The organism is Enterobacter sp. SA197, from assembly GCF_054131575.1.
This window is the reverse complement of record NZ_CP096393.1, coordinates 4050162-4061901: the sequence shown is the minus strand read 5'-3', so window position 1 is coordinate 4061901 and position 11740 is coordinate 4050162. Positions and strand designations below refer to the sequence as shown.

The following is an 11740-nucleotide window of genomic DNA, read 5'->3' as shown; positions in this document are numbered from 1 at the left end:
TGTTTGCTGCACCCGGCTTTTTTATTGGGAGAATGAAAAGTGGCAATTGCACTGGTGACCGGCGCAAGTCGGGGGATTGGCAAAGCAACGGCATTACAACTTGGCGCTGAAGGTTATACGGTGGCGGTGAATTATCAACAGAATGCACAGGCTGCGCAGTCGGTGGCAGACGCAATTGTGGCTGCAGGGGGCAGGGCGTTTGTAGTGCAGGCGGATATTGGCGATGAAGCGCAGGTTGTGGCAATGTTTCAGCGTCTTGATCAAGAGGGAGAGCCCCTTACCGCACTGGTGAACAACGCCGGCATTCTGTTTACCCAAAGTCGTGTGGAAGCACTGTCGGCAGAGCGTATCAACCAGGTATTGCGGACCAACGTGACGGGCACTTTTCTCTGCTGCCGCGAAGCCATCAAACGCATGACGCGCCAGCATGGCGGGCAGGGCGGCGCGATTGTGAACGTCTCCTCAGCTGGTGCCAGGCTGGGATCGCCGGGGGAGTATGTCGACTATGCGGCTTCAAAAGGGGCGATGGACACGCTTACCACCGGGCTTTCGCTTGAAGTGGCGGCACAGGGCATTCGCGTGAACAGTGTGCGTCCGGGATTTATCTATACGGATATGCATGCATCCGGCGGTGAACCGGGTCGAGTGGATCGGGTTAAAGCCTCTTTGCCGATGCAGCGCGGCGGCCAGCCGGAAGAGGTGGCGCAGGCCATTGTATGGCTACTAAGCGAGAAAGCGTCCTATGTAACGGGAAGCTTTATTGAACTGGCGGGCGGGAAGTAAGCGGCAGTGCCTCACTCCGGCCTTCTTGCAAACGAACGAGGGGGAAATCGGTTGAGCCAGTACCGCGCCGAAGGGTTTCTCCTCCGAAGGGGCTGAGAAATCGTGAGTAATATGAGATTTTGCAGCGATATCTATGTGCAATGAGAATAAAACAGTTATCGCCCTGGCACGTTCACGGGTTCTGGTGTGACAGAGAAGCAAGGAACATAAGATGAACGGAATGCCCTCAGAGCCGCATGTTTCCCCTCACCCTGACCCTCTCCCCAGAGGGGAGAGGGGACTGCCCGTGCTCGTATTTTTTATGGGGATCCCTCAACCTGTCGGGTGAAGGTCACAATGAGGAAATCCCGGTCAGATACTCTCGCCGTTGCTGGCGATCACGGTTTTATACCAGTCAAAGCTCTTCTTACGGGAACGGGACATGTCGCCGGTGCCGTCGTCGTGCTTGTTCACATAGATGAAGCCGTAGCGTTTGCTGTACTGACCGGTGGTGAAGGAGACGCAGTCGATGCAGCCCCACGGGGTATAACCCATCAGCTCTACGCCGTCATAAGTGACCGCTTCCACCATCTCTTTAACGTGAGCACGCAGGTAATCGATACGATAGTCGTCGTTGATGCTGCCATCTTCTTCCACTTTATCGTAAGCGCCAAAACCGTTTTCTACGATGAACAGCGGTTTCTGGTAACGCTCGTAAAGTTCGCAAAGTGCGTAACGCAGGCCTACCGGGTCAATCTGCCAGCCCCAGTCAGAGGCTTTCACGTGCGGGTTCGGCACGCTGCCCTGGAAGCCAGAGATAGCATCACCGGTACCGCCTTCAGCTTTCACTGCGTTGGTCATGTAGTAGCTGAAGCCCAGGTAATCGCAGGTGCCTTCGCGCAGAGCCTGCTCGTCACCGGCTTCCATCCGAATGTTGAAGCCACGGCGTTCCCACTCATTCAGCACGTAGGAAGGGTAGTAACCACGCAACTGCACGTCGGTGAAGACGTAGCGTTGACGCATGGATTCCTGAGCAAACATCACATCTTCTGGTTTGCAGGAGAACGGATACAACGGCACCATCGCCAGCATGCAGCCAATCTGCATCTCCGGGTTGATGCGGTGGCCAATTTTCACCGCCAGCGCGCTTGCCACAAACTGGTGGTGCAGCACCTGGTACATGGTCTCTTCCGGATTTTCATGGTCGGTATAGACCACGCCGGAACAGCAGTAGCCAAACAGCGGTGCGCGCCAGTTACGCTGGTTGTTGATCTCGTTAAAGGTCATCCAGTATTTGACCTTGGTTTTATAACGTTCAAAGACCACTTCAGCGAAGCGAACAAAGAAATCAACGACTTTACGGTTAGTCCAGCCGCCGTACTCCTGCACCAGATGCAGTGGCATCTCGAAGTGTGAGAGGGTGATAACCGGTTCGATGTTATATTTGAGCAGCTCGTCAAACATATCATCATAGAATTTCAGACCTTCTTCATTCGGCTGCAGTTCATCCCCTTTCGGGAAGATGCGGGTCCAGGCGATGGAGGTACGGAAGCATTTGAAGCCCATCTCAGCGAAGAGTTTGATGTCTTCTTTGTAGTGGCTGTAGAAGTCGACGGCTTCGTGGTTCGGATAGTATTTCCCTTCGATGACGTCCTGAGTAATTTCACGCGGTACGCCGTGTGCGCCACCGGTCAGTACATCACAGATACTCGGGCCTTTACCGCCTTTATCCCAGCCGCCTTCAACCTGATGCGCAGCAACCGCGCCGCCCCATAAAAAATCTTTTGGTAAGGTTAGTTTTTTCATTATCGCTCGTCCCGCTTAATTAATTTCTGCGCTCGAGTCTAACAAAGGGAATAAAAATGTCACGATATAACAAATTACCGCAGCGGTAATTTGTTACATCAAAAAAACAGCATGTTTTTTTATGCTATTTTTCTCGCCAGTTTGCGGCCAAGAGATTCAAGAATATAAATGACCGGGATCTGAGTCGTAATATCATACACCCCGGCAATGCGGGTTTGGGGGACATGCCAGGAGAGATTGAAGTCGGCGAGCTTCGCCAGACGGGAGTGTTCGTGGCTGGTTATCGACAACACTTTGCAGTGGTGAAGGCTGAACTGGCTGGCGAAACGCAGGATCTCTTCCGTTTCGCCAGAGACGGAAAGCACAATAGCCAGCGCATTTCTTGCCATATCATTAGTGACCGGAAAATAAGGGTCATCAATATGGTTGCTAAACTTTCCAATATTTGAAAAAAATCGCGCGCCATATTTAGCCAGCGCACCGGAAGTCCCTGCACCAACAAATATAATGCGTTCTGATGATAATATTATTTCAACGGCCTTATCCAAAAGAATATCAAAATCATCGTTATTGACGCTTTTAAAAAAACTAATAATTTCGCTTGCGCCGAAATTAGGTTGCTGAGGTTCATTCTGCTCTAAATATAATTTAAAGCGCACGCGAAATTCGGAATAACCTTCGCAGTGCAGTTTGCGGCAGAAGCGCAGCACCGTGGTGGTGGAGACGCCTGCGCCGTCGGCCAGTTCACGGATAGTCATGTACATCACTTTGTCACGGTTTTTGACGACATAGTTGTAGACCATCATCTCAAGATTGTTGAGACTGGCAATGGCGGCGTGGGAGAACATACTCACGGTGTCTGGTACTCACTTATCAGATTTCTCATCAGGGAATAATACCATGCAGTCGAACGACATTACCTTTTTTACACGCTTTGAGCGCGACATACTGGCCGGACGCAAAACCATTACGATTCGTGATGAAACGGAATCACATTTTAAGGTGGGAGAGGTTCTGCGGGTAGGGCGCTATGAAGACAATGTCTATTTTTGCACTATCCGGGTGAATGCGGTCTCTTCTGTCACCCTTGATACCCTCACCCTGCAGCATGCTGAACAAGAGAATATGACACTTGCAGAGCTTAAACAGGTGATTAGTGAGATTTACCCCGGGCAGAATAATTTTTATGTCATTGATTTTGAATGCCTTTGAAATAAATTACATGTGTAAGTTTAATTTGCAAATATAAAATATTGATTTTAAAAGGTTTGTATTTTTATGAAAATTATTTAAGCGAACAGGTGTGCACTGAAACCATTCTCAGTTACTCTATAGACGCAATGTTTCATTCGCGTTTTCCCGGAGTCAATCATGGTGGATAAACCACTTATCGCGCAGGGATATACACTGGCTGAGGAAATAGCCAACAGCATCAGTCATGGCATCGGGCTGGTGTTTGGGATTGTCGGACTGGTGCTTTTGCTGGTGCAGGCGGTAGACAGCAATGCCAGTACGCTGGCGATCACCAGTTACAGTCTCTATGGTGGCAGCATGATTTTGCTGTTTCTGGCCTCAACGCTTTATCACGCCATTCCCCATCAAAGGGCGAAAGGGTGGCTGAAAAAATTCGACCACTGTGCCATTTACTTACTGATTGCCGGAACCTACACCCCTTTTCTGCTTGTTGGCCTGGATTCGCCGTTAGCACGTGGACTGATGGTCGTGATCTGGAGCATGGCCCTGCTTGGGATCCTGTTTAAACTGACCATCGCGCATCGCTTCAAGGTCCTGTCGCTTGTCACCTATCTGGCGATGGGCTGGCTGTCATTGATAGTGATTTATGAGCTGGCAACCCGACTTTCTGTTGGCGGAGTCACGCTGCTGGCCCTGGGCGGTGTGGTCTATTCGCTGGGCGTGATTTTCTACGTCTGTAAACGCATTCCCTATAATCATGCTATCTGGCATGGCTTTGTGCTGGGAGGCTGCGTGTGCCACTTTCTGGCGATATATCTGTACGTGGGGCAGGTTTAAGCAAGATGGCCGGGCAGGGCGAAGCCGTCGCCCGGCAGCTAAACTTACTCGTCCAGTGAATAGGGCAGTGGCTCGATAGCAAGGGTGTTGGCGTCATCACGCACGCGGAACACGCTGTCGGGCTCCATGTCGTTATTCATCACCACCTGCACCAGAACGCGCCCATCATCCAGCTGTACCGCTGCCAGCACCGTACCGGTACGTCGCCAGTTCTCACCCATTTTCATCTCCAGGTCCTCCCCGGCGTCGGGCACGCGACTGGCATTGCCCGCGAGATACCACAGCGCACGCTTGTTGGCACCACGGAATTTCGCTCTGGCGACCATCTCCTGACCGGTGTAGCAGCCCTTTTTAAAACTAATGCCGCCCAGCGCCTGAATATTCGTTGCCTGTGGAATGAACTGCGCGCTGTTGGCGGCGTCAATTACGGGTTGCCCGGCTTCAATGTTCATCGCCAGCCATTGCTGGCTGTTGTTAAGTTGTGCTTCACCGCGCAACGCGTCGGTCACGCGCTCAGCCGTGGCGGTATCGGTAACCAGCAGAAAACGCTCAGCCGGATGTGCAAACCAAAGCAGGGTGGTCTCGCCTTCGCGAATGACTTGTTTTTCCGCATCCGGCAACTGTGTGAACAGATTTGCCAGAGCGGCCCGTGCCTGAAAACCGGCCACGCCGAGCAGGACTTTTTCATCATCAAGGGCGATGACGACCTTCGAGAAGACAGCATATTTCTTTAACTGGGTCAGTTGGTCGCTTGCTATGCTCCGGCGCAAAATCCAGTTAAACCCGTCTTCTTTACGGAACAGGCGCAGGTTGCTCCACATCTTGCCCTTCGCATCACAGTGCGCGGCCAGCAGATGCTGATCTTCAGCCAGAGCCGCCACATCAGCGGTTACCTGCCCTTGCAGGTATTTTTCACTGTCCGCACCCGTAATGGAGCCTAAGGACCAGTCATCAAGGGTCATGAGTGTCAGCGGCAAACGCGCAGAGGCGGTCGGCTGACGCGGAGGAAACGGAGTAAAAGCCATAAATAGTATCCTGATTAGCCTGACGCGGTGTCATCACATAATGGTAAAAGAGCCATCCATCATTGCAAGCGATAAAAACAGGCGATTTGTGCGCTAATAACGCGTTGCGAGGTGCCACGTAAAAAGAGGTAATGGTTTACAACTCTAAGACTTATTCCGGAAGTCTCCTCGTAAATCAAAATATTCCGCTAATGGATGATTAAAAACACGTTACAATGGATTCCCATCGCGGCTATGCAGGAATCAGAAATGGATATTAACAACAAAGCCCGTATTCACTGGGCATGCCGACGCGGAATGCGTGAACTTGATATTTCTATCATGCCTTTTTTTGAGCATGAATATGATTCGCTAAGCGACGACGATAAGCGCGTTTTTGTACGTCTTCTCGAAAGTGATGATCCAGACTTATTTAATTGGCTTATGAATCACGGCAAACCGCAGGATAGCGAGTTGCAACGGATGGTACAGTTAATTCAAACACGGAATCGGGAACGTGGTCCTGTGGCAATCTGATTTACGCGTCTCATGGCGCTCACAATGGCTTTCCTTACTCCTTCATGGTCTGATGGCGGCCTTTGTATTGCTGGTCCCCTGGCCATTAAGTTACACGCCACTCTGGCTGTTGTTACTGTCGCTGGTGGTGTTTGACTGCGTGCGAAGTCAGCGCCGAATCAATGCCTGTCAGGGTGAAATTAAACTGCTAATGGATTCCCGTCTGCGCTGGCAGGGTATGGAGTGGGAGATTGTCGGCACGCCCTGGATGCTGAGTACCGGGATGATGGTGCGTTTGCGGGGAAGTAAAGAGAGGCGTCGGCAGCATTTATGGCTCGCAGCGGACAGTATGGATGCGCAGGAGTGGCGCGATCTGCGCCGAATGATTTCGCAACAGTCGGCGCAGGGACAGAACTAACAGCCTTCATCAGGCGAACTGTTCAGCCATCTCCAGCAGGATTTGTTCGCACCAGCTTTGCAGGCGCTCATCACTGAGATCGTACTGATTAGTTTCATCTAGTGCCAGGCCAACAAAAAGCTGACCGTCGGCAATGACGGGCTTGGCACTGGTAAACTCATAGCCCTCGGTTGGCCAGTAACCGACAAATTTTGCCCCGCGTGGCGCCAGTTTGTCATGGAGCATGCCCAGCGCGTCCAGGAACCATTCCCCGTATCCAAGCTGGTCACCCATACCGTAAAGCGCAATAATTTTACCCTCCAGTTTAAGGGTATCGAGCTTGTCCCAGATGGCTTCCCAGTCTTCCTGCAGCTCGCCAAAATCCCAGGTCGGAATGCCGAGGATTAACGCGTCATACTGCTCCATCAGCTCAGGACCGTCATCTTTAAGGTTGTGTAAGGTCACCAGTTCTGGGCCAATGATGTCGCGGATTTTCTCTGCCGCCATCTCGGTATAGCAGGTACTGGAGCCATAAAACAGACCGATGTTCATAACGTAAACGTCTCAATTCTGGATGTGTCTTTGCCAGCAGTGTACCAGAATCAGGTGGCAATCAGGCATAATGCAACGACACGAATGAAGGAGAGGTTGGGATGGAAGAGGATCTCGCACGCATCGAACAGTTTCTTGATGCCCTCTGGCTTGAGCGTAATCTCTCAGAAAATACGCTCAGCGCATATCGTCGCGATCTTCAGGGGCTGGTCGAGTGGCTGCATCATCGTGAACTGAGTCTGCAAGACGCGCAAGCAGAGGATTTACAAGCATTACTTGCTGAAAGAATGGCAGGAGGCTACAAAGCGACCAGCTCGGCGCGCTTGCTGAGTGCGATGCGTCGTTTCTTCCAGCATTTATATCGGGAGAAATTTCGTCAGGACGATCCCAGCGCGCTGCTGGCATCACCGAAACTGCCCCAGCGTCTTCCGAAGGATCTGAGTGAAGCGCAGGTTGATCGCTTGTTAGCATCGCCAGCCATTGACCAACCACTGGAGTTACGCGATAAAGCCATGCTGGAAGTGCTTTACGCCACCGGTTTGCGTGTTTCTGAACTGGTGGGGCTGACCATGAGTGACATCAGCCTGCGTCAGGGCGTGGTACGCGTGATCGGCAAAGGGAACAAAGAGCGGCTGGTGCCGTTGGGCGAAGAGGCGGTGTACTGGGTTGAAACCTGGCTCCAGCACGGCCGCCCCTGGCTGCTCAACGGGGTCTCAAATGATGTTCTGTTTCCGAGCCAGCGCGCGCAGCAGATGACGCGGCAAACTTTCTGGCATCGCATTAAGTATTATGCGCAACTGGCGGGTATTGACAGCGAAAAGCTCTCACCGCACGTTTTGCGTCATGCGTTCGCTACGCATTTACTCAATCACGGTGCAGACTTACGTGTGGTACAGATGTTACTTGGCCACAGCGATCTCTCCACCACCCAGATTTATACGCACGTTGCGACAGAGCGACTGCGACAGCTTCATCAACAGCATCACCCTCGGGCCTGATGGCTGGTTACTAAGGATTTGTTATGAAAAAAGGTTTTATCGCATTGACCCTGATGGCCGCCGCGCTGACCGGGGTTGCACATGCTGATGATGCAGCAATCAAAGCGTCACTGGCAAAACTGGGCGTGCAGAGCTCAGATATTCAGCCCGCGCCAGTGGCGGGGCTGAAAACGGTGCTTACCAACGGCGGTGTGCTTTACGTCACTGAAGATGGTAAACACATCATCCAGGGGCCGATGTATGACGTGAGCGGCGCGCAGCCGGTCAACGTGACCAACAAGCTGCTGATGACGCATCTTAACGCGCTCGAAAAAGAGATGATTGTTTATAAAGCGCCGCAGGAAAAACACGTTATCACCGTCTTCACCGACATCACCTGTGGCTATTGCCACAAACTGCATGAAGAGATGGCCGACTATAACGCGCTGGGGATCACCGTGCGTTACCTGGCCTTCCCGCGCCAGGGGCTGGAAAGCCAGGCTGAGCAGGATATGAAAGCCATCTGGTGCGCTAAAGATCGCAACAAAGCTTTCGATGACGCAATGGGCGGCAAAGGGGTAAAACCGGCCAGCTGCGATGTGGACATTGCCGACCATTACGCGCTGGGCGTGCAGTTTGGCGTAAACGGTACGCCGGCGATGGTGTTAAGTAACGGCTATGTCGTACCGGGTTACCAGGGGCCGAAAGAGCTTAAAGCCTTCCTCGATGAGCATCAGAAACAGACCAGCGGTAAATAACGCCAGTGAAATCTGAAATACATCTTCGCCGCCGCGAAGCGAATGATACCACGGCGCTTCCGGCGGATTTGCACCCGTTATTACGTCGTTTATATGCCAGTCGCGGCGTATGTCAGGCAAGCGATCTGGAGCGGAGCGTAAAAGGTATGCTGCCCTGGCAGCGCCTGCACGGGATAGACAAAGCCGTTGAGGTTCTCTACAACGCCCTGCGTGAAGGTCTGCGCATTATGGTGGTCGGGGATTTTGACGCAGATGGTGCGACCAGCACCGCGCTCAGCGTACTGGCGTTACGTGCGCTGGGCGGCGAGAACATCGCTTATCTGGTGCCGAACCGCTTTGAAGATGGTTATGGCCTGAGCCCGGAAGTGGTGGATCAGGCCCATGCCCGCGGCGCGCAATTCATTCTAACCGTTGATAACGGCATCTCCTCTCATGCGGGTGTTGATCGCGCCCATCAACTGGGGATCCCGGTGCTGGTTACCGATCACCACTTGCCAGGCGACACCCTGCCGGAGGCGGAGGCCATTATTAACCCCAACCTGCGCGAGTGTGATTTCCCGTCGAAATCGCTGGCGGGGGTGGGCGTGGCGTTTTATCTGATGCTGGCGCTTCGTACCTTTTTGCGCGACAACGGCTGGTTTGAAAGCCGGGGTATCGCAATTCCAAACCTGGCCGAACTGCTCGATCTGGTAGCGCTCGGTACCGTGGCCGATGTGGTGCCACTCGATGCCAATAACCGCATTCTCACCTGGCAGGGCCTGAGTCGCATCCGTGCAGGAAAATGCCGCCCCGGTATTAAAGCCCTGCTGGAAATTGCCAATCGCGATGCGCAAAAGCTGGCGGCCAGCGATTTAGGCTTTGCGCTGGGGCCGCGCCTGAACGCCGCCGGGCGACTGGATGACATGTCCGTCGGCGTAGCCCTGCTGTTAAGTGAAAACCTCGGGGAAGCTCGCGTGCTGGCAAGCGAACTGGATGCCCTCAACCAGACCCGCAAAGAGATTGAGCAGGGGATGCAGGCGGAAGCGCTGATGCTTTGTGAAAAACTTGAGCGCAGTCGTGACACGCTGCCGGGTGGCCTGGCGATGTACCATCCCGACTGGCACCAGGGCGTGGTGGGTATTCTGGCCTCACGTATTAAAGAGCGTTTTCACCGCCCGGTCATTGCCTTTGCGCCAGCCGGTGAAGGCACTCTAAAGGGGTCAGGGCGCTCCATTCAGGGCTTGCACATGCGGGACGCGCTGGAGCGTCTGGATACCCTTTACCCTGGCCTGATGATCAAGTTTGGTGGTCATGCGATGGCGGCGGGCCTGTCGCTGGAAACATCGCGTTTTGAAGAGTTCCAGCGCTGTTTTGGTGAACTGGTCACCGAGTGGCTGGATCCATCGTTGCTTCAGGGTGAAATTCTCTCTGACGGCCCGCTGGCACCCCAGGAGATGACGCTGGAGATAGCCGAGATGCTGCGTGAGGCGGGTCCGTGGGGTCAGATGTTCCCCGAACCGACCTTCGACGGTGAATTTCGTATTCTGCAACAACGGCTGGTGGGCGAGCGCCATCTGAAAGTGATGCTGGAGCCGGTTGGCGGTGGGCCACTGCTTGATGGCATTGCTTTTAATGTCGATACCACCTGTTGGCCGGATAATGGTGTGCGACAGGTGACAGCCGCTTACAAACTGGACGTGAACGAGTTTCGCGGCAACCGCAGCGTGCAACTGATCATTGAAAATCTCTGGCCAATTTAGCGCCAGTAATCTCTACTAATAAGGGCGTGGATCCGCTACAATTCCGCCCTTATGACCGCATTTTGACAAGTCCATTAAAAGAAAACAGACCATGTTTGAAATCAATCCGGTAAAAAACCGCATTCAAGACCTCACAGAGCGCTCCGACGTTCTTAGGGGGTATCTTTGACTACGATGCCAAGAAAGAGCGTCTTGAAGAAGTAAACGCCGAGCTGGAGCAGCCGGACGTCTGGAACGAACCTGAACGCGCACAGGCGCTGGGTAAAGAGCGTTCCTCCCTCGAAGCTATTGTAGACACCCTCGATCAGATGAGTCAGGGGCTGGAAGATGTTTCCGGTCTGCTGGATCTCGCGGTTGAAGCGGAAGATGAAGAGACCTTCAACGAAGCCGTTGCCGAACTCGACGTGCTGGAAGAGAAGCTGGCGCAGCTTGAGTTTCGTCGTATGTTCTCTGGTCAGTACGATAACGCCGACTGCTACCTGGATATTCAGGCCGGTTCTGGCGGCACCGAAGCGCAGGACTGGGCGAGTATGCTCACCCGCATGTATCTGCGCTGGGCCGAAGCCCGCGGTTTCAAAACCGAAATCATCGAAGAATCAGAAGGTGAGGTCGCGGGCCTTAAATCCGTGACCATTAAGATCATTGGCGATTACGCCTACGGCTGGCTGCGTACCGAAACCGGCGTTCATCGCCTGGTACGTAAGAGTCCGTTTGACTCAGGTGGTCGTCGTCATACTTCATTCAGCTCCGCGTTTGTTTACCCGGAAGTGGATGACGATATTGATATCGATATCAACCCGGCGGACCTGCGCATTGACGTCTACCGCGCATCCGGTGCGGGCGGTCAGCACGTTAACCGTACCGAGTCGGCGGTGCGTATTACGCACATCCCGACCAACACGGTAACGCAGTGCCAGAACGACCGTTCTCAGCACAAAAACAAAGACCAGGCCATGAAGCAGATGAAAGCGAAGCTTTATGAGCTGGAAATGCAGAAGAAAAATGCCGAGAAGCAGGCGATGGAAGATAACAAATCCGACATCGGCTGGGGCAGCCAGATTCGTTCGTATGTCCTGGACGACTCCCGTATCAAAGATCTGCGTACCGGTGTTGAAACCCGTAATACGCAGGCGGTGCTGGACGGTAGCCTGGATCAATTTATCGAAGCAAGTTTGAAAGCAGGGTTATGAGGAACCAA

At 53.2% G+C, this 11740-nt stretch carries 13 protein-coding genes; 9 read left to right on the top strand and 4 right to left on the bottom strand.

Translation table 11 applies throughout. The features are described 5' to 3' along the window. Positions 1 to 39 precede the first annotated feature (39 nt). Positions 40 to 783: an SDR family oxidoreductase gene (locus tag M1D91_RS19030; RefSeq protein WP_437433951.1), complete on the top strand. Its 744-nt coding sequence runs from the start codon at positions 40 to 42 to the stop codon at positions 781 to 783. 351 nt (positions 784 to 1134) lie between these two features. Here M1D91_RS19030 and M1D91_RS19025 read toward each other — a convergent pair whose 3' ends face one another. Both M1D91_RS19025 and M1D91_RS19020 read right to left on the bottom strand, forming a co-directional pair. Then, complete coding sequence (locus M1D91_RS19025) at positions 1135 to 2568, bottom strand: 6-phospho-beta-glucosidase (RefSeq protein WP_437433950.1); 1434 nt, start codon at positions 2566 to 2568, stop codon at positions 1135 to 1137. A gap of 119 nt (positions 2569 to 2687) precedes the next feature. Continuing rightward, a complete protein-coding gene (locus tag M1D91_RS19020) occupies positions 2688 to 3416 on the bottom strand; it encodes a MurR/RpiR family transcriptional regulator (RefSeq protein ID WP_437433981.1) in 729 nt (242 codons plus the stop codon). Between the two features lie 52 nt (positions 3417 to 3468). Between M1D91_RS19020 and yqfB the strand changes: the two genes are divergently transcribed. Continuing rightward, positions 3469 to 3780, top strand: coding sequence for a N(4)-acetylcytidine aminohydrolase (gene yqfB / locus M1D91_RS19015; protein WP_437433949.1), 312 nt, complete (start codon positions 3469 to 3471; stop codon positions 3778 to 3780). Between the two features lie 159 nt (positions 3781 to 3939). Continuing rightward, on the top strand, positions 3940 to 4599 hold the full coding sequence (trhA, locus tag M1D91_RS19010) for a PAQR family membrane homeostasis protein TrhA (protein WP_437433948.1): 660 nt from the start codon (positions 3940 to 3942) through the stop codon (positions 4597 to 4599). Between the two features lie 44 nt (positions 4600 to 4643). Here trhA and ygfZ read toward each other — a convergent pair whose 3' ends face one another. After that, positions 4644 to 5624 (bottom strand): tRNA-modifying protein YgfZ, encoded by a 981-nt coding sequence (gene ygfZ, locus M1D91_RS19005; RefSeq protein WP_437433947.1) that lies wholly within the window; start codon positions 5622 to 5624, stop codon positions 4644 to 4646. A 249-nt stretch (positions 5625 to 5873) separates the two neighbouring features. Here ygfZ and sdhE point away from each other — a divergent pair, with 249 nt between their 5' ends. Next, complete coding sequence (gene sdhE, locus M1D91_RS19000; RefSeq protein WP_437433946.1) at positions 5874 to 6140, top strand: FAD assembly factor SdhE; 267 nt, start codon at positions 5874 to 5876, stop codon at positions 6138 to 6140. Then, entirely contained in the window at positions 6121 to 6537 is a 417-nt protein-coding gene (locus M1D91_RS18995) for a protein YgfX (protein WP_437433945.1), read from the top strand. The genes sdhE and M1D91_RS18995 overlap by 20 nt, the downstream gene beginning before the upstream one ends. A 9-nt stretch (positions 6538 to 6546) precedes the next feature. Here the strand turns inward: M1D91_RS18995 and fldB are convergent, their stop codons facing one another. Further along, on the bottom strand, positions 6547 to 7068 hold the full coding sequence (gene fldB, locus M1D91_RS18990; RefSeq protein ID WP_437433944.1) for a flavodoxin FldB: 522 nt from the start codon (positions 7066 to 7068) through the stop codon (positions 6547 to 6549). 101 nt (positions 7069 to 7169) lie between these two features. Between fldB and xerD the strand changes: the two genes are divergently transcribed. From xerD to prfB, 4 genes are all read left to right on the top strand, one after another. After that, entirely contained in the window at positions 7170 to 8066 is an 897-nt protein-coding gene (xerD, locus tag M1D91_RS18985) for a site-specific tyrosine recombinase XerD (protein WP_437433943.1), read from the top strand. A 23-nt stretch (positions 8067 to 8089) separates the two neighbouring features. Beyond that, positions 8090 to 8803, top strand: a complete 714-nt coding sequence (gene dsbC / locus M1D91_RS18980; protein WP_437433942.1) for a bifunctional protein-disulfide isomerase/oxidoreductase DsbC — start codon at positions 8090 to 8092, stop codon at positions 8801 to 8803. 5 nt (positions 8804 to 8808) lie between these two features. Further along, complete coding sequence (gene recJ / locus M1D91_RS18975; protein WP_437433941.1) at positions 8809 to 10542, top strand: single-stranded-DNA-specific exonuclease RecJ; 1734 nt, start codon at positions 8809 to 8811, stop codon at positions 10540 to 10542. Between the two features lie 91 nt (positions 10543 to 10633). Next, a protein-coding gene (prfB, locus tag M1D91_RS18970) for a peptide chain release factor 2 (protein WP_437433940.1) occupies positions 10634 to 11732 on the top strand; the annotation gives its coding sequence in 2 pieces (ribosomal slippage) (positions 10634 to 10708 and positions 10710 to 11732; 1098 coding nt in all). The last annotated feature ends 8 nt before the right edge of the window (positions 11733 to 11740 follow it).

What these genes read in the sequence shown, in the direction of transcription:
- M1D91_RS19025 (WP_437433950.1), bottom strand. Translation starts at nt 2,568, where the DNA reads ATGAAAAAACTAACCTTACCAAAAGATTTTTTATGGGGCGGCGCGGTT.
- fldB (WP_437433944.1), bottom strand. Translation starts at nt 7,068, where the DNA reads ATGAACATCGGTCTGTTTTATGGCTCCAGTACCTGCTATACCGAGATG.
- yqfB (WP_437433949.1), top strand. Translation starts at nt 3,469, where the DNA reads ATGCAGTCGAACGACATTACCTTTTTTACACGCTTTGAGCGCGACATA.
- xerD (WP_437433943.1), top strand. Translation starts at nt 7,170, where the DNA reads ATGGAAGAGGATCTCGCACGCATCGAACAGTTTCTTGATGCCCTCTGG.
- sdhE (WP_437433946.1), top strand. Translation starts at nt 5,874, where the DNA reads ATGGATATTAACAACAAAGCCCGTATTCACTGGGCATGCCGACGCGGA.
- ygfZ (WP_437433947.1), bottom strand. Translation starts at nt 5,624, where the DNA reads ATGGCTTTTACTCCGTTTCCTCCGCGTCAGCCGACCGCCTCTGCGCGT.
- trhA (WP_437433948.1), top strand. Translation starts at nt 3,940, where the DNA reads ATGGTGGATAAACCACTTATCGCGCAGGGATATACACTGGCTGAGGAA.
- dsbC (WP_437433942.1), top strand. Translation starts at nt 8,090, where the DNA reads ATGAAAAAAGGTTTTATCGCATTGACCCTGATGGCCGCCGCGCTGACC.
- M1D91_RS19020 (WP_437433981.1), bottom strand. Translation starts at nt 3,416, where the DNA reads ATGTTCTCCCACGCCGCCATTGCCAGTCTCAACAATCTTGAGATGATG.